Below are 17,959 nucleotides of genomic sequence, written 5' to 3' on the forward strand. Positions count from 1 at the left end.
GGCGTTCCTTTTTCAACAATCAGGCGGAAACGCGTAATGACGCCGAAGGTTCAATCCTGCCGATTTGTGCCGGCATTTCCGGCCAGCAATCGTCTACAAAATGATTGCCTCTGGCCGTTACCAAAACATCGTGAGCAACAGTTTTGCACGTCTGTTAAAGGGCTTACCCTTCCGCTTTTTGCGGGGGAATGAGACCTAAAATAACACGTATATGACCCAATCGGTACCGCTACGCGACCAAAACACCTCGGACTCAAGCGATTGAAACCAATCGTTGAAAAGCGCAAACGAAAGCTAAGTGCTATTTAACTTTCATTACCTTGCATTAACCATAGGAGTTCTCGTTGGCTGAATGCTGGTGTGTTCAACAGCAGCCATACCGCGAATCTCTCTGGGGTTCTGAAAACAGTGCAAATCTACCTGCGGACAGGCTTTTTCGCAAGCTATCGCCATTTCCCCGGCGGTTCAGGTTTTACGCTCGCATGGTTGCCTCCAGCTTGTCCGTGCGACCGCGCAGCTGCGCCAGCAGCATGGCTTGAAGATCAAAACCACCCTCCTGTGCCTTCCGGGTCAGATTGCGGAGATATCCACCCAGCGAACTGATCTGCTCCGCCTTCTGCAGCAGGCAGGCAAGGATAGCCGCCGTCCCCTGTCGACCGAAAGCGGTAAGCGCCTCCTGATAAGCCGACTGGCTGATGTTGAACATGGTTCTGATGACGGAGGTTGCCACCTCCAGATCGCGCCAGCCTGTCACAGCTCCGCCTGGGGCATAGAGCGAGATATCCGGGCAAGCCTTCAAAACCAAAACAATATCAGGAACAAAAAATTGCTTATGAACAACAGGCTTGAGCGTTGGTGGCGAAGTGTTTGCACTGGCAGGTGCGGCATATGCTGGCTGAGCTGCGGTGCTTGCGACCAGTGGAACCGTCGCCGGTTCACGCAAATCTTGCGGTTTAGATATGGATTCGGATTCTGAATTCTTTATGAGGCGCTCATTTTGGCAGTCATTGCCGCTCAAATCTTCGGATTTTTCAATATTTTCCAGATAGTTGGTCACTTCTGCGCGTAGCGAGGCCAGAAAACCGGCGATTTCCTTGAGTTCAGCGGGTTTTGAATTGCGGCCAAGCGAGCGGGCAACGGCATTGTAGCGGGTCTGAAACCCTTCGACTGTTTCAGTCCGGCCGCTGGCTGCAATCATTTCGCAGAGTTTCTGGATATCACGGCGGCAAAGGCTGATGCTTTCGCGAAGCCGTTGAAGATCGAGCCGCTCGCGAATGATGCGTTCAGCCAGGTCTTCAATTTCCGCTTTGCGGGCAAGAAGCGGCGCCAGCGAGAAACCATAGGCTTCGCTGATCTCCCCTCCCCTGTGCTTGCGGGCGTAGCGTTTTCCGTTTGGACTATCTTTACGGATAATGAGACCGGCTTCGACGAGAGCCGAGAGATGCCGGCGCAACGTCTGTTCGGCCATGCCATGGGCTCTCAGCGACAATTGCGTATTGGACGGGAAGACGACCAGACCGGCTTCGCTGGAGAGCTCGTTCTTTGGATAGAAACTCAAAAGCGCGTTCAAAACCGCAAGCGATCGATCGGTCACGCCAAGCAATGGTCTTGCTTCACAGACCGAACGATAGAGTTTCCATTTATCGACCGCTTCGGTTTTCCTGTTTTTCTGTGCGGCAAACTGAGTTGCGAGAACGCCAAACGACATCGCTCGCCGCCCAAAGGGCGTCGTTACATGTGTGCTGTCCATGTCTTTCACCTTTCACAAGGCAAAAGAAAATCGCTCACCGAAAAATTCGATGCCAAGACTCTTGACTATGATTCGCGGAAATGAGATTCTTTGGTTGCTTAGATCAAAGAAAGGCTTCCGTGCGGCAACGTTCGGGGGCTTTTTTCTTTTGTAATGCGTCTCCTGTTAGTCGTTCGAGTTAAAAATCACTGCTTGGATCGGTATTCGGCAAACAGCGCCTGCAGATGTTCCAGAACGAATTCGGCAAATTCCGGGGCTTCGTTCTTGTCGATTGAGATGTCCAGCTTGCGGTCGCTCTCAACCACCTTTGCCAATCGACCACCGGTTTCCGACGACCAGACACCGGCTTTTTTCGCCTGGGCCTTGGGCTTCAGGAAATCCAGAAGTGATTTGAATCTGTCTTCGGAGACAAGCGCAGCAACGGAAGGCTCCCTGACATAGGCGCGGGCAGCTTCCTTGACCTGCGACGAGGAAAGCTGATCGGCAAGATCCATCCAGTTACGGCGACCGACGCTGGGCGCGGGACCGATAAGATCGACCAGGTCCTCCGGAATGCGGCCGACGACTGACAGCATGTTGGAAAGATCGCCTTTATGCAACGACATTGCCGCCATGATCGTATCACGGGGAAACCGCATCTGCAGTTTCTGGGCAAAGCGCGCCTTTTCGATATAGGTGAGATCGCGACGCTCGTTGTTTTCCTGTCCCTGCGCTACGACCAGCTGTTCATCACTAAGATCGCGAACGACGGCCTTGACCGGAATACCAAGGCTCGAGACGGCACGCAGACGGCGATGACCGAAGGCAACCTGATAGCGGCCCGGAAACTCGGGATGCGGGCGCACCAGAATGGGAACCTGCTGTCCCTGCTCGCGAATGGCTTCCACCAGACCTGCATCCGCTTCTTCGGAAGCCGGCATCCGATCCGGTATGAACGAAGGATCAATATCGGCAGGATTGAGTGAAACGATCGTCAGACCCTCGGCTAGCCGCTTTTCGATCTCTTCAGCACGCTTTGCACGTTCAGAAACTTCGTTCAGGGACTGGCCGATCATACCAACCGGTGAGTTGGCAACATCAGTCACCAGATCGGGAGAACCAAGGATGGGCCTGATGCGTGGCCGCGCCCGCTCAGTAGCTGCGTCGTTGTTGTCGGTAGATGGTGTACCGAGATTTGCGAAAATCTGCTTTCTGCTCATGCTGCCCTACCCCACGCTTTTTTGATCAGTCCTTCGACTTCAGCGTTTACATTGTTCATGGCTTCCAGCGCGCGATCATAGGTCGAGCGGGTGAACTGGGTTCTCTCGACCTCGAAAAGCGTCTGGTTGGTCAATCCGGCGTCAGAGACAGCCGTGCTCTTCAGCATCGGATGATTGAGGACGTTTTCACCGAAGATCGAACGCAGGAAAGCAACCATCTGGTTTTGCGGGCCGTCACTGGGTTCAAACCGGGTGATGAGATAACGCATCCAGTTATAGTCCGATCGCGCACCTGCCCGGCCGATTTCGGCGAGAAGATCGCCGGTCATGGCGAGAAACTGGTTCATGGACATGACGTCCAGCATCTGCGGATGAACGGTGACGAGAACCGAGGTAGCTGCCGTCAATGCCGAAAGTGTCAGGTAACCGAGTTGCGGTGGGCAATCGATCACGACGACGTCATAGAAATTCTGGGCCTGGGCGATTGCCTGACCGATGCGGGCAAAAAACAACGTGTCACCCGGAGCGCGACGCATCAGTGCGCGAGGCGTGTCGTGCTCGAACTCCATGAGCTCCAGATTGCCCGGAACGATGTGAAGGCCGGGAATATAGGTGCCACGAACGATCTCGGCGATCGGACGACGTTCCTCGTCATAGCGGATCGCGCCATAGAGTGTTTCATTCGGGCCGACATCGATCTCCGGCTGATGACCGAAGAGAGCGGATAAACTGGCCTGCGGATCAAGATCGATTGCGAGAACCCGATAACCGCGCAGCGCCAGATATTGCGCCAGATGCGCTGATGTTGTGGTCTTTCCGGAGCCGCCCTTGAAATTCATGACGGCGATAACCTGGAGTTCTTCGCCGTCACGACGGTGGGGCAGGTAGCGGCGTGTGCCACGTGCGCCCTGATCGAGAAGCTTTCTGATCTCATGCATGTCTTCAACGGAATAGGAGCGGCGGCCTGAGGCCTGTGCCGCGTCAAGTTCCGGACGCTCAGCCGCGATCTGGCGAAGATAAGCCTCGCCAATTCCAATCAGCCGTGCGGTTTCGGCAGGCGAGAAATGTCGCATGCTCTTTTCGGTGTGGGGTGAAAATGTATTTGCATTATGCGCCTGCAATTGGGCTGACAGTGCAGCCGAATGCTGTTGTATAAGGCCCGTCAGGTCGGGGGCCCCTGCAGCACGTCTTGAGTCGGCACTCTGTGTCATTTGTCTTCTTTCGCTCGATATCGCAGTGGCGGTTTTTTTCGAAAAAGGCGGTTTTTTCCGCAACTGAGATATAAGCGCCGATTCTCTTTTCGGCGCAATAGCCTTTTTTCCCGATTGCGAAAGTGCCGCTAAAGCATTGTGGAAGAATCACATTTGGGTTTTGTGACAGTTTGACGGTTAGCCGCGGCTAACTTCTTTAATATTGGTCGGTGAAAGCGATTACCGACTATCCTGCTATCGGTGATTCAAAGCCCTCGGAGTTAGCCGCGGCTAACTTTCCGCAGCGGATATAGAGATGTTCGACTTTCGGCCAGACGCAGTGCGGAAAAGTGAAGGGTGGACATTCGCAGGCGTTTAATCTCTACTCATTGACTAGAGTATCGTTGGGCCGCGCGCTCCCGGGTGGCTATTCATACTGTCGCAGGTTGGAGGAATGAATGTCCTATGATGTTGCTCTCGTCGGGTCCGGCTTCGCTGCCATCTGTACTGCGGCCCATCTTCTCTCTTCTCTGCCAGCGAAGGCCTCGATCGTTATTGTTGGCGATGAGTCTGACTTTGGGCGTGGAACGGCCTATCGTACCGAACTACCCTATCACCGGCTGAATGTGCCGGCTGGACGTATGAGTGTCTTTCCTGATCGCCCGAATGATTTCGTCGACTGGCTGAAGGAAAGCGGGATAGGGGACGATCCGCTACTGTTTGCATCGCGCGGAGATTATGGTCTCTATCTGAGAGATAGATTGGCCACCCTGTTGAGAAGTCGGGAACAGAGAGCAAGGGTAGATTTCATTCGGGCCAAGGCTTCCACCTGTCGCCCTGCCGATGCGGGCGGATTCACCTTCGTGCTCGAAAACGGTGAGACCATGCGCGCGCAAAACGTTGTTCTGTGTGTGGGTGTCGGGGCGGCCAGTTTGCCGGTGCAAACTGTCGCGAATGACGAGGGCAGGGCGCAGCGGATCATCGGTCACTGCTGGCAGCCGGGATGGCTGTCGAAGGTCAAGACGGGCGACCGCGTCTGTATTCTCGGTTCCGGGTTGACGATGATTGATCAGGTGCTGACCCTGCGGGGAAAAGGGCACACGGGGCCAATCCATGTTCTGTCTCGGCGCGGGCTTGTGCCGCATCCGCATATCAGCCCCCCTTTGCCGCCCGTCGATCCGATATTACCAGAGGAAACCACTGAGATTAGCCGTCTGTTACAGTCTTTGCGCAAACAGGTGAGGGGCGGCGCGCCATGGCGGACGGTGATGGATGGATTGCGGCCGAGAACGCAGTCGCTTTGGCAAGTTCTCACGGTTGCTCAAAGAAGCAGGTTTCTTCGGCATGCCCTGCCATGGTGGAATATTCACCGGCACCGCATCGCGCCGGAGGTTCATGCGGCTTTTGAGAAACTGCTTGCGGACGATGTTCTGGAAGTCCACGCGGGTTATCTGAACTCCGTTGAAGAGCAGGATGAAGGTATTACCCTGCGCTACCGCCGCCGGCATACGCAGATATCGAAAGAGCTGCAGGTGGACTGGGTTGTCAATTGCACCGGTATGGAGCGAGCGGGCATTGGGCATTCGCGCCTCTTGGAAAATATGCGAAATGACAGTGTGCTTCTGCTGGATCCTCTGGGTCTCGGCGTTGAGGTGGACGACGAGTCCCGCCTGTTGCGAGCGGATGGACAAAGCTGGCCCGGCCTCTTCGCCGCTGGCGCCCTGACGGCGGGCCGCTTGTGGGAAATAACCGCTGTGCCGGATATTCGCGTACAGGCGCAAAAAATTGCGCAACACGTTACAGGCAGGGTGTCAGCGCAGGGGTAACTGTGCTCGAGGCATATTTGTTCGCCGCTGGTCATCTCCGGATTGACCATCCCTGGTGTTAGCCGCGGCAAACTTTCCCAGTTCGCGAATAGCTAACGAACGAACAGTTGTTGATTTCCAAACCTGAAGGCACGGGTCGGAACCACTTGCCTGGGAGTGGTGGATGGGAACCTATCGAATGCTCTTGTAGCAAGAGTTGATTTCTCGAGAATAACGCTCATCCCTGATGTAAGGCCGGATTAGCGATTTCGTGCTGGCAATGGCGTGACAGGTGCGTTTCCTCCAGTTTGCTAAATAATTTACATCGCTTATGGAATTTTGCCGTAAAACCGGCTATAAATTCCGGAAAGTGCGATAATGATGAAAATTATTTGCGAGGTTTTGATGGAAAAGCAGAAGCTGGTGAGGTTCGCAACGGCTGATAATCAGGCCGGCGGCCAACGTCGACCATTTGCCAAGGCCGTTCGGGCCGGCGATTTTGTCTATGTTTCCGGGCAGGTGCCGACTATTGACGGGGAAGTGGTGACCGGCGGCATCGTGGCCCAGACCGAGCAGGTTGTAGCCAATATCAAGGATGTTCTGGCGCTTGCCGATTGCACGCTTGCCGATGTGGTGAAGGTTAATGTCTGGCTGGACGATGCCCGCGACTTTTCGAGCTTCAACGCTGTTTTCCAGAAATATTTCATTGATCATCCGCCGGCTCGCTCCACCGTGCAGTCGCCGCTGATGGTCGATGCAAAGGTGGAAATGGACGTTATCGCTTATAAGCCGTTGGCTTAACTATCTGATTTTTATGGCTTTGAGAGCATATGATGACCTATCCCTGGCCTGAAGAGGGCACACCACTCGATGCGATTTCAACGCCGATGCCGGTGATCGATGAAGATCGGCTTGCGGCCAATATTCTCAAGGCGCAATCCTATCTCGATGAGCATGGCAAGGCCTTCCGGCCGCACATCAAGACGCACAAGATTCCGGCTATCGCCAGGCAACAGCTTCAGGCCGGCGCGATCGGCATCAATTGCCAGAAGGTCAGCGAAGCGGAAGTTTTCGCGGATGCCGGCTTCGACGACATCCTGATTACCTTTAATATTCTTGGCGCAGCGAAATTGTCGCGACTAAAGGCGCTGAATGCGCGTATCGGCCGGTTGAGTGTCGTCGCCGACAGTGCAGCGACGATTGCTGGCCTTGCTCGCAAGTTTGATGCGGAAAGGCCGCTCGCCGTGCTTGTCGAATGCGATACCGGCGGAAAGCGCTGTGGCGTACAGACGCCGGAAGCCGCCCTGGTGCTTGCGGAAAAGATCGATGCGGCTCCGGGTCTCGTTTTCAAAGGCATTTTGACCTATCCGGCACCGGGCGGCGCTGAAAAGGTCGAGAGTTTCATTCGCGAGACAATGGCGCTGCTGGCGGCGAAAAGCATCGAATGCCCTGTGCGCTCCAGCGGCGGTTCACCGGATTTTTACGCCGCACACCTTGTGCCTTCGGCAACCGAACACCGGGCTGGCACCTATGTCTATAATGACCGCGCCATGCTGCGCGCCGGTCATTGTGCGGCTGGTGATTTGGCAATGCATGTTCTTGCCACTGTTGTGTCGCGGCCCACGCCCGATCGGGCCGTGCTCGATTGCGGTTCCAAGGCTTTGACCTCCGATCTTCTTGGTTTTAGCGATTACGGGCTGATCGAAGGTTATGAAGGTGCAAAAATCATCTCGCTTTCGGAAGAACATGCAGTTGTCGATCTATCCGGGTGCACGTCCGGCAGGCCGGAAATCGGTGATGTGGTCAAGGTCGTGCCGAACCATACCTGCGTCGTCAGCAACCTTTTCGACAGGATGGTGTTTCATCGAAACGGCCTTGTGACCCGGGTTGAAGACGTGGCCGCACGTGGTACCGTCTGGTAAGATTACCCGGCTAATCACATTAAGAGACAGAAAACTGCCTAAAGCAGTCCCGGTAACGAGAAATACAAAAATGCGTATATTCACGGCGTCGCTCGCCACCGAAACCAATACGTTTTCGCCCGTCCCGACGGATATGGATGCTTTCCGCGCGGCTTTTTATGCCGGGCCGGGTGAACATCCGGAAACACCGACGCTCTGCTCTTCGCCGGTGCCAATCCTGCGGCGTCGCGGCAAGGCGGAAGGGTTTACGGTGATTGAGGGCACGTCCTGCTGGGCAGAGCCTGCAGGTCTCATCCAGCGCCAGACTTATGAAACGCTGCGCGATACGATCCTTGCGGAGCTCCGGGAAGCGCTGCCGGTTGATGCGGTCGTTCTCGGTCTTCACGGCGCAATGGTGGCGCAGGGTTATGATGATCCGGAAGGTGATTTTCTGTCGCGCGTGCGCGCAATGGTGGGGCCCGACGTGCTGATCGCGGCGGAATTTGACCCCCACAGCCATCTGACGGCGCTGAGAGTTAAAAATCTCGACCTCATGGCGGCGTTCCTGGAGTTTCCCCACACCGATTTCGAAGAACGCGGCGAGCATGTCGTTGAACTGGCGCTGCGTACCCTGCGTGGTGAGATTAAACCCGTCATTTCCACGTTCGATTGCCGCATGATCACCATTTATCCGACCAGCCGCGAGCCGATGCGGTCTTATGTGGACCGTTTGAAGGCGATGGAAGGCAAGGACGGCATCCTGTCGATTTCGGTCATCCACGGTTTCATGGCGGGCGATGTGCCGGATATGGGCACGCGGATCGTCGTCGTTACAGATGGAGACCGGGAGAAGGGCGATGCGCTGGCCGAAAAGCTCGGCCATGAACTTTATGCCATGCGCAAACTGACCGCCATGCCCATGCTGGATACGGAGTCAGGCCTTGACAAGGTACTTGCCATTCGCAGCGGCAATCCGGGCAAGCCGGTCGTGGTGTCGGATATATGGGACAATCCGGGTGGTGGCGTTGCGGGTGATGCCACCTATATCCTGCGGCGGATGGTGGAGCGCGGCATGGATAACATCGGTGTCGCAACGATCTGGGATCCGATTGCGGTCTCTTTCTGTCACGCCGCGGGCGAGGGGGCAGAGATCGATCTGCGCATCGGCGGCAAATCCAGCCCCGAGGGCGGTGAGCCGCTCGACTTCCGCATAAAAGTGATGCGCACCGTTGAGGCCGGCTGGCAGAGTTTCCGCAACAGCCGCGTCACGCTTGGCCGCGCTGCCGTTGTCCGGCCGGTTGGCACAGAGATCGATATCATCCTCATCACCAGTCGCACCCAAACTTATGAGCCGGATATCTTTTCCAATCTCGGGATCGATTTCGCTAAAAAAGACGTCCTATTGGTCAAGTCAACCAATCATTTCCATGCGGGTTTTGCGCCTGTCGCCTCGGAGATCGTCTATATTGCGGCACCGACCTCTTATCCGACCGATCCTGCTAAAACCGCTTATCGCAAAGCGAGCCTCAAGCTCTGGCCACGTGTGGCCGATCCGCTGGGTCTGGACTAGGACTTTTCCAGTAAAAGCGGGACTGCTTCAGGCGTGCGGTCGCTTCAGAGGGGCTGAAGTGTAATGAGGAAAAACGCGCCCGTATTTTGATCGGGCTCGACAGTGAAAGGCCGACTGTTTTCGATCAACAGGCTGTCCAGCCGATCGAGATTGGCTTTTTCATCGCCGCTGGAGACCACAAGCGCATCGAGCGCGAGGATGAATGTTGTGACACCCTCTGCTGTCGCGGAAAATGTGCCGGAGCGCTTTTGCACGGTATGGCGGAAAGCCGAGCGGCGGGTCATGACGTTCAGATCGACGATCGGGCCGCCGGGCAATGTCGCATTGACAGGAACATCCGCCGAAAAGGGCAGGGGTGCACTCTCCATCGTCAGCAGCAGTGGCTCGTTGGCTGCGATCGCAAGCGCCATGCCATTGCCCTGAAGAATGGACAGGGTGCGGTCTATGCCGGGAAAAATCGAAAATGGTCCGTCGGTTGCAACGGTTGCCATGCTGATTCGCCAATCGAAATCATTCACGGAGGCGGCTGGCGGGAAGATGGCGATTTCCACGGTTTCGCCACCGCCATTTTTCCAGGGCATGCGTTTGTAATCGCTTGCGCGCAACAGGGTCATGATTTTCTAACTCCGCACGGTGCTGGCCGGAAACGCCTTCCGCATTTCCGGCCAAACACGAATCAATTGCCGAGAATGCCAGGCAGGCGCAAGCCCTGCTCCTTGGCGCAATCCACGGCGATCTCATAACCGGCATCGGCATGGCGCATGACGCCGGTTGCCGGGTCGTTCCAGAGCACACGCTCAAGCCGGCGAGCGGCATCGTCGGTGCCATCGGCGCAGATGACCATGCCGGAATGCTGGGAGAAGCCCATGCCGACACCGCCGCCATGGTGCAGCGAAACCCAGGTCGCGCCGGAAGCGGTGTTGAGCAGCGCATTCAGGAGCGGCCAGTCCGACACGGCATCCGAACCGTCCTTCATGGCTTCGGTTTCGCGGTTGGGCGAGGCGACGGAACCGCTGTCGAGATGGTCGCGACCGATGACAACAGGCGCTTTCAGCTCGCCGTTCTTCACCATTTCGTTGAAGGCAAGGCCCAGACGATGGCGGTCGCCAAGCCCGACCCAGCAGATACGCGCCGGCAGGCCCTGAAACGCGATGCGCTCGCGTGCCATATCCAGCCAGTTATGCAGGTGCTTGTTGTCAGGCAGCAGTTCTTTCACCTTGGCGTCAGTCTTGTAGATGTCTTCCGGATCGCCCGAAAGTGCCGCCCAGCGGAACGGGCCGATACCGCGGCAAAACAGCGGACGGATATAGGCGGGAACGAAGCCGGGGAAGGCGAAAGCGTCCTCCAGCCCTTCATCCTTGGCGACCTGGCGGATGTTGTTGCCGTAATCGAGCGTCGGAACACCGGCATTCCAGAAATCGACCATGGCCTGCACGTGGACCTTCATCGAGGCGCGGGCGGCAGCGGCGACTGCTTTCGGGTCACTTTCCTGCTTGGCGCGCCATTCGGCAACGGTCCAGCCGGCCGGCAGATAACCGTGGATCGGATCATGCGCCGAGGTCTGGTCGGTGACCATGTCGGGGCGGACGCCACGGCGAAACAGTTCAGGGAAGATTTCTGCCGCATTGCCGATCAGGCCGACGGATTTCGCTTCGCCTGCCTTGGTCCATTGATCGATGAGTGCCAGCGCCTCATCGAGCGTGTGTGCCTTTGCATCGACATAACGGGTGCGCAGACGGAAATCGACGCGGGTTTCATCGCATTCGACGGCTAGGCAGCAGGCGCCTGCCATGACGGCGGCCAGCGGCTGTGCGCCGCCCATGCCGCCAAGACCGCCGGTGAGGATCCATTTGCCCTTGAGGTTGCCGCCATAGTGCTGGCGGCCGGCCTCGACGAAGGTCTCATAAGTACCCTGCACGATGCCCTGCGTGCCGATGTAAATCCATGAACCGGCCGTCATCTGGCCGTACATGGCCAGCCCCTTCTTATCCAGCTCGTTGAAATGGTCCCAGTTGGCCCAATGCGGCACGAGATTGGAATTGGCGATCAAAACCCGCGGCGCATCTTTGTGGGTGCGGAATACGCCAACCGGTTTGCCAGACTGCACGATGAGGGTTTCGTCCTCGGTCAGATCCTTCAGCGTCGCGACGATGCGGTCGAAATCTTCCCAAGTGCGGGCGGCGCGGCCGATGCCGCCATAAACCACCAGCTCATGCGGCCGCTCGGCGACATCAGGGTCGAGATTGTTCATCAGCATGCGCAGCGGCGCTTCCGTCATCCAGCTTTTGGCGTTCAGCTCATTGCCCTGCGGCGCGCGGACTTCGCGAATATTGTGGCGCGGATTATCCATGTGATTTCCCCTTATCGTTGCGTCTCGAGCGCGAAATTTTCCATACGCGTGAGAATGGTTTTGAGATGGTTACGCAGGCGTTCCGCCTTTTGCGCGTCATAGGCGAAAGGCGGTACCTCACTGGCGAGATGGGTGGATTGCGCCAACTCCATCTGGATAGCGTGCACGCCGGCTTCCGGTTTTCCATAATGCCGGGTCGTCCAGCCGCCCTTGAAGCGGCCGTTCAGAATGCTGTCGTAACCGTCAGCGGCAGCGGTCACGTCCACGGCAATTTTTTCGATCGTCGGATCGCAGGTCTTGCCCATATCCGTGCCGATGTTGAAATCCGGCAGCTTACCCTCAAAAAGAAAGGGGATATGCGAGCGGATCGAATGGCAATCATAGAGAATGGCGATGCCGTGAATGGCCTTCACCCGCTCGATTTCCGCTGCAAGGGCTGCATGATAGGGCGCGTGGAAGGTTTCCAGCCGATAGGCGATATCAGCGTCATCCGGTTGCTGCCCCTCGTTCCAGATGGGCTTGCCGTCGAAATCGGTTTCCGGAACCAGTCCCGTCGTGTTCTGGCCCGGATAAAGGCTCACTCCGGCCGGGTCGCGGTTGGCATCGATGACGTAGCGGTGGAAGGTCGCCCTTACGGTTGTCGCGTTATCGAGAAGCCCTTCATAGAGTTCATGGATATGCCAGTCGGTATCGGCGAGAATCCTGCCGTTATCGTTGAGGCGATCCCAAATCGCAGCCGGCACATCCGTACCGGTGTGAGGCAGCCCGAGAATGATCGGCGAGGTGCCTTGGTGAAGCGAGAAGGGCGTTTTCATTGATCAGCTCCTTCTGCACTGCCGGGCAGAGAGGGTAACCCCAACGCACCGACCGGAACGGAGGAAAACAATTGGCTTGTCATCTCAAACCTCCAGCTTCGGCAAAATGTCATCCGAAATCACGGAAACCAGAGCGCCGGTAGCAATCAGCTCAGCTGCCGCCTTCAGATCCGGCGCCATATAACGGTCCTCTTCCAGCGAGGGGATTGATGCACGCAGCACGGCAATCGCCTTTTGCAGTTCCGGGCTGGTTTTCAGCGGTCCACGCAACTCCACGCCCTGGATGGCGGAAAGGGCTTCAATCCCAAGGATGGCGAAGAGATTTTCGGTCATTGGCAGCAGGCGACGAGCACCATGGCAGGCCATGGACACGTGATCTTCCTGATTGGCGGAGGTCGGTGTGGAATCCACCGAGGCCGGATGCGCCATCTGCTTGTTCTCGCTCATCAGCGCGGCGGACGTCACTTCGGCGATCATCAGGCCGGAATTCAGACCCGGCTTTTTGGAAAGAAAAGCGGGCAGACCGTAGGAAAGGGCCGGATCGACCAGTAGTGCCACGCGTCGCTGGGCGATCGCGCCGATTTCGCAGATGGCAAGTGCCGTCTGGTCGGCGGCAAAGGCCACTGGTTCGGCGTGGAAATTGCCGCCGGATACGACGGAATTGTCTGATAGCACCAGCGGATTGTCGGTCACCGCATTGGCTTCGATTTCCAGCGTGCGTGCCACCTGCCGTAGAAGATCAAGGCAGGCGCCATCCACCTGCGGTTGGCAGCGAATGCAATAGGGATCCTGCACCCGCTCGTCACCCTCAATATGGCTGACGCGGATTTCCGAACCTTCCAGCAGATTACGCAACGCCGCACCGGCATCAATCTGGCCCTTGTGGCCGCGCAGGGTGTGAATATCAGGATGGAAAGGAGCCGACGAACCCATGGCGGCATCGGTAGAAAGTGCGCCGGTAATCAATGCGGCCTGTGCGGCGCGATGGGCACGGAAAAGACCGGCCAGCGCCAGCGCCGTCGAGGTCTGCGTGCCATTGATCAGCGCCAGGCCTTCCTTGGCGGCGAGAACGACCGGTGTCAGCCCGGCTTTCGCAAGCGCTTCGCCGGCGGGCAGAAGCCCTCCTTGATAAAAAGCCTCGCCTTCGCCCATCATCACGGCGGCCATATGGGCGAGCGGCGCAAGATCGCCCGAGGCGCCGACCGAGCCCTTTTCCGGGATGACCGGAATGACGCCCTTTTCCAGCATGGCCTCGATCAGCCGCACCAGTTCCAGCCGTACACCGGAGGCGCCGCGGCCGAGTGAAATCAGCTTCAGCGCCATGATCAGCCGCACGACATTTTCAGGAAGCGGAGCGCCCACGCCGCAGCAATGCGACAGGATAAGGTTCCGCTGTAGCGTCGCCACATCGGCCGCATCGATCTTGATGGAAGCGAGTTTTCCGAAACCGGTATTGATTCCATAGACAGGCGCGTTGCCAGCGGCGATCTCCGCTATGCGCGCCGCCGCCTTTTTTATGCCCGCGTCGAATGAGGGGTCGAGCTTCGCAGCGCCATTGTTCCAGTAGATATCGGCGAGGTTGGCAAGGGCTACATTGCCGGGGTGAAGCGTGATGGTCTTCATGGTCATGACGAAACCTTCTGTCCCTTGAAAATGCGGGCATGGAGCGGGTTGAAACCGATGCGGTAGACAAGCTCGGCCGGGCGCTCGATATCCCAGATAGTGAAGTCGGCGGATTTGCCGGCCTCCAGCGTGCCGGTTTCCGCAAGCAGGCCAAGCGCCTTGGCGGCATTGCGCGTCGTCGCCGCAAGGCACTCTTCCACTGTCATGCGGAAAAGCGTGGCACCCATATTCATGGTCAAAAGCAGCGAAGTCAGCGGTGAAGTGCCGGGATTGCAATCCGTCGCCAGCGCGATTATCGCGCCCGCATCGCGCAGGGCCTGAACCGGCGGGGCCTGTTTTTCCCGGAGCGCATAAAAGGCGCCGGGCAAAAGCACGGCCACGGTTCCCGCTTTCGCCAGCGCCTTTGCGCCTGTCTCATCCAGATATTCCAGATGATCGGCCGAAAGTGCGCCATAGGAGCCGGCAAGCTTTGCCCCGCCAAGATCGGAAAGCTGCTCGGCATGCAGTTTGACGGGAAGACCAAGCTGCCGTGCTTTTTCGAAGACGCGGGTGATCTCCTCGACGGAGAAGGCGATGCCTTCGCAAAAGCCGTCCACCGCATCCACCAGCCCTTCGGCATGGGCTCTTTCCAGCCCCGGCAGAACGACATCGGTAATGTAATCGGCGTTGCGGCCCTTATACTCGGCGGGCGTCGCATGGGCTGCCAGATAGCTGGTGACGATCCGCACCGGCCGCAGCGTTTCAAGCCTGCGGGCAACACGCAGCATTTTCAGTTCAGTCTCTATATCGAGACCATAACCGGATTTGATTTCAATGGTGGAGATGCCCTCTGCCAGCAGCGTGTCGAGGCGCGGCAATGCCTGAGCCACCAGAGCGTGTTCCGAGACGGCGCGCGTATCGCGCACCGAAGAAACGATGCCGCCGCCCGCCTTGGCGATCTCTTCATAGGTCGCGCCATTCAGCCGCATTTCGAATTCCATCGCCCGGTTGCCACCGAAGACGAGATGAGTATGGCAGTCGATCAAGGAGGGGGTGACCCAGCGCCCGCCGCAATCGGTGATCTCATCGGCTGTGGCCAGATCGGCAGGCAGATCCTTTTCCGGGCCGGCAAAGGCGATGCGGCCGCCGCGCACGGCAATAACGGCATTTTCGACCGTACCAATGCCTTGCATGGCTGGATCAAAAGTCGCCAGCCGGGCGTTGCGCCACAAGGTCGTGGTGTCTGCCGCTGCCGTTCCCTTTACGGATTTGTTCCCTGGCATTTGCTTTTCGCCTTTCCTTTATGACTTAAATGTATATACATAATAATCGGCTTGGCAAGCCGCAATTTCATGTCTGAAATGGCCTTGCCCATAACGAAAAGAGGAGAGGGTGGCATGACGGCAATTCACGCGGGCACAGCACTGATGGCCGGGGGATGGGTGCAGGACGTTCGCATTGTTTGCGATGGCGGCGTTGTTTCATCGGTCGAAACCGGCGTTTCGCCTCAGCCGCAGGATGAACGCCATGCCGTCATCGTTCCGGCCATGCCCAATCTCCACAGCCATGCCTTTCAGCGGGCCATGGCCGGGCTTGCCGAAATTCGCGGGCCGGCCGATGACAGTTTCTGGAGCTGGCGCACCGTCATGTATAAATTTGCGCTCTCCATGACGCCTGACCATGTCGAGGCGGTTGCCGCCCAGCTTTATATGGAAATGCTCGAAGCCGGTTTCGGCAGGGTCGGGGAATTTCATTATCTGCACAACGACAGGGATGGTTCGCATTACGGCAATATCGCCGAAATGGCCGAACGCATCGGTGCGGCCGCCGCACAAACCGGTATTGGCCTGACATTGCTACCGGTCTTTTACGCGCATTCCGGTTTTGGCGGGCAGCCGCCGATCGACGGGCAGAAACGTTTTATCCATTCACTCGACAGTTACGAACGACTGATGCAGGGCGCGCAGGCAGTGGTTAAATCCCTGCCGGGTGCCGCGCTGGGCATCGCGCCGCACAGCCTGCGCGCTGTAACCGGCGAAGAGCTTTCGGCCATCGAGCCGCTGGCAAAGGGTGGGCCTATCCACATTCATGTGGCGGAACAGACAAAGGAAGTCGAAGATTCGCTCGCTTTTTCAGGAGCGCGACCGGTTGAGTGGCTTCTCGCGAATGCGCCGGTCGATGATCGCTGGTGCCTTATCCATGCCACGCATATGACGGAGGCCGAAACGCGCCGCATGGCGAAAAGCGGTGCTGTTGCGGGCCTCTGCCCGATCACCGAAGCGAATCTCGGTGATGGCATCTTCCCCGCTCCGGATTTTATCACGGAAGGGGGGTATTATGGCGTCGGCTCCGATTCCAACATTCTCATCTCCCTGCCGGAAGAATTGCGGACACTCGAATATTCGCAGCGTCTGTCGCGACGCGCGCGGAACGTCATTGCCGATGCCGGAGGCTCCACCGGTGAAAAACTATTCCGGCAGGCGCTTGCAGGCGGCGGCAGGGCCCTGGCATCACATAATGCGATAGAAAAGGGAAAAAGCGCTGATCTTGTCGCACTGGATATCTCGGCTGTGTCCTATCTTCCTGCATCCCAGATTCTCGACCAGTGGATATTCTCGGGCGGTGTCCATGTCGATTCCGTCTGGGTGCGCGGTGAAAAACAGGTGCAGGCCGGCCGCCATGTCCGCCGCGGTGAAATATCGGCGCGCTTCAACAAGGTCATGGCTGAACTTCTCGATAGCTGATATGGGCTCCACTGAAACGAGATCGAGCCGGTGTGGAAAGGCATTACGGACGTGACGAAAGCATCGGCCGGGCAGACCCTGCATCAGCTTATCCTCAGCGAGATCGAGGGCCGGATCGTTTCGGGGGAATGGCCGCCGGGTTACCGGTTGCCGTTCGAGGTCGATCTCGCCACCCATTATGATTGCTCGCGCATGACCGTCAACAAGGTCATGGGTCAACTTGCCAAGGCGGGTTTGATTGAACGCCGCAAGAAATCAGGCAGTTTCGTTCGCCAGCCGCAGATCCAGTCAGCCGTTCTTGAAATTCACGATATCAGGGCCGAGGTGGAATCCCTTGGTCTGGATTACGGTTTCAAAATCCTGAAATGCGCGCAGCGTGCGGCAAAGAGCGAAGATCGTGCAAGTCTCGATGTTTCCGTTGGCGCACCCTTGCTCGATATCATCTGCATCCATTTCGCAGGCATACGGGAATTCTGCGTCGAGCAGCGTCTCATCAATCTGGCCGCCGTGCCGGAGGCTGCTGATACCGACTTCACCGAGATCGCGCCCGGTCCCTGGCTGCTTGGTCATGTTCCGTGGAGCAATGCCGAACACCGGATCAGCGCCGAAATAGCCTCGAAGGAAATTGCCCGTCTGCTGGGTATCTCTGACAGGCAGGCCTGCCTTGTGGTGGAGCGGCGAACCTGGAGCAACTCCGGCGCCGTCACCTATGTGCGCTTCTCCTATCCCGGCAATGCCCATGCCCTGGTCGCCCGCTTCAGTCCTTCCTCCGACTGAGATCAGCAAAGGCGGGATCCTCCTTTAAGCGAAAGGGCGCGGCCGCGTCGGGCGCCAGACGGGAAAGCACGGAAATCCGCCAGTTTTCATGAATTTCCGCAAATTATCTTTAAAAATCAATATGTTGAATGATTTTCTTATTTTTTCCGAATTGTGCTGTTGACTTGTTTGAGGTGATGGATTTATAAGTCCGCTCACTGAACGAGGGCGGCGGCGCTGCTGGCGACGACGACTTTCGTTCTAAAGAAATCAAGTT

At 57.4% G+C, this 17,959-nt stretch carries 14 protein-coding genes; 6 read left to right on the top strand and 8 right to left on the bottom strand.

Annotation, left to right across the window (positions count from 1 at the left end; genetic code table 11):
* Positions 1-472: 472 nt before the first annotated feature.
* The 3 genes from repC to repA form a co-directional block, all read right to left on the bottom strand.
* Positions 473-1,750, bottom strand: coding sequence for a plasmid replication protein RepC (gene repC / locus PL640_RS11850; protein WP_271362103.1), 1,278 nt, complete (start codon positions 1,748-1,750; stop codon positions 473-475).
* A gap of 185 nt (positions 1,751-1,935) precedes the next feature.
* Entirely contained in the window at positions 1,936-2,949 is a 1,014-nt protein-coding gene (gene repB / locus PL640_RS11855; RefSeq protein ID WP_271362059.1) for a plasmid partitioning protein RepB, read from the bottom strand.
* The gene (gene repA / locus PL640_RS11860) at positions 2,946-4,160 is read right to left on the bottom strand and encodes a plasmid partitioning protein RepA (protein ID WP_142841745.1); all 1,215 of its coding nucleotides are present in this window, start codon (positions 4,158-4,160) and stop codon (positions 2,946-2,948) included. The genes repB and repA overlap by 4 nt, the downstream gene beginning before the upstream one ends.
* Positions 4,161-4,597: 437 nt before the next feature.
* Between repA and PL640_RS11865 the strand changes: the two genes are divergently transcribed.
* From PL640_RS11865 to PL640_RS11880, 4 genes are all read left to right on the top strand, one after another.
* The gene (locus tag PL640_RS11865; protein ID WP_271362060.1) at positions 4,598-5,965 is read left to right on the top strand and encodes an FAD/NAD(P)-binding protein; all 1,368 of its coding nucleotides are present in this window, start codon (positions 4,598-4,600) and stop codon (positions 5,963-5,965) included.
* A gap of 384 nt (positions 5,966-6,349) precedes the next feature.
* On the top strand, positions 6,350-6,745 hold the full coding sequence (locus PL640_RS11870) for a RidA family protein (protein ID WP_142841782.1): 396 nt from the start codon (positions 6,350-6,352) through the stop codon (positions 6,743-6,745).
* A 32-nt stretch (positions 6,746-6,777) separates the two neighbouring features.
* Entirely contained in the window at positions 6,778-7,866 is a 1,089-nt protein-coding gene (locus PL640_RS11875) for a D-TA family PLP-dependent enzyme (RefSeq protein ID WP_271362062.1), read from the top strand.
* A 70-nt stretch (positions 7,867-7,936) separates the two neighbouring features.
* Positions 7,937-9,415 carry a M81 family metallopeptidase gene (locus PL640_RS11880; protein WP_271362063.1) on the top strand — a complete coding sequence of 493 codons (1,479 nt, stop codon included), beginning with the start codon at positions 7,937-7,939 and terminating at the stop codon, positions 9,413-9,415.
* 44 nt (positions 9,416-9,459) lie between these two features.
* On the opposite strand, the gene PL640_RS11885 is transcribed toward PL640_RS11880, so the two are convergent.
* The 5 genes from PL640_RS11885 to hutI form a co-directional block, all read right to left on the bottom strand.
* Positions 9,460-10,029: a HutD/Ves family protein gene (locus tag PL640_RS11885; RefSeq protein ID WP_271362064.1), complete on the bottom strand. Its 570-nt coding sequence runs from the start codon at positions 10,027-10,029 to the stop codon at positions 9,460-9,462.
* 62 nt (positions 10,030-10,091) lie between these two features.
* Positions 10,092-11,765 (bottom strand): urocanate hydratase, encoded by a 1,674-nt coding sequence (hutU, locus tag PL640_RS11890; protein WP_271362065.1) that lies wholly within the window; start codon positions 11,763-11,765, stop codon positions 10,092-10,094.
* 11 nt (positions 11,766-11,776) lie between these two features.
* Positions 11,777-12,580: an N-formylglutamate deformylase gene (hutG, locus tag PL640_RS11895; RefSeq protein WP_271362067.1), complete on the bottom strand. Its 804-nt coding sequence runs from the start codon at positions 12,578-12,580 to the stop codon at positions 11,777-11,779.
* 84 nt (positions 12,581-12,664) lie between these two features.
* On the bottom strand, positions 12,665-14,209 hold the full coding sequence (gene hutH, locus PL640_RS11900; RefSeq protein ID WP_065117136.1) for a histidine ammonia-lyase: 1,545 nt from the start codon (positions 14,207-14,209) through the stop codon (positions 12,665-12,667).
* The gene (gene hutI / locus PL640_RS11905; RefSeq protein ID WP_271362070.1) at positions 14,206-15,465 is read right to left on the bottom strand and encodes an imidazolonepropionase; all 1,260 of its coding nucleotides are present in this window, start codon (positions 15,463-15,465) and stop codon (positions 14,206-14,208) included. The genes hutH and hutI overlap by 4 nt, the downstream gene beginning before the upstream one ends.
* Before the next feature lie 114 nt (positions 15,466-15,579).
* Here hutI and PL640_RS11910 point away from each other — a divergent pair, with 114 nt between their 5' ends.
* Both PL640_RS11910 and hutC read left to right on the top strand, forming a co-directional pair.
* A complete protein-coding gene (locus PL640_RS11910; protein WP_271362072.1) occupies positions 15,580-16,926 on the top strand; it encodes a formimidoylglutamate deiminase in 1,347 nt (448 codons plus the stop codon).
* A gap of 51 nt (positions 16,927-16,977) precedes the next feature.
* Positions 16,978-17,703 carry a histidine utilization repressor gene (gene hutC / locus PL640_RS11915; protein WP_271362074.1) on the top strand — a complete coding sequence of 242 codons (726 nt, stop codon included), beginning with the start codon at positions 16,978-16,980 and terminating at the stop codon, positions 17,701-17,703.
* The last annotated feature ends 256 nt before the right edge of the window (positions 17,704-17,959 follow it).

The sequence above is a fragment of the Agrobacterium sp. ST15.16.024 genome, assembly GCF_027956545.1.
GTDB classification, from domain to species: Bacteria; Pseudomonadota; Alphaproteobacteria; order Rhizobiales; family Rhizobiaceae; genus Agrobacterium; species Agrobacterium cucumeris.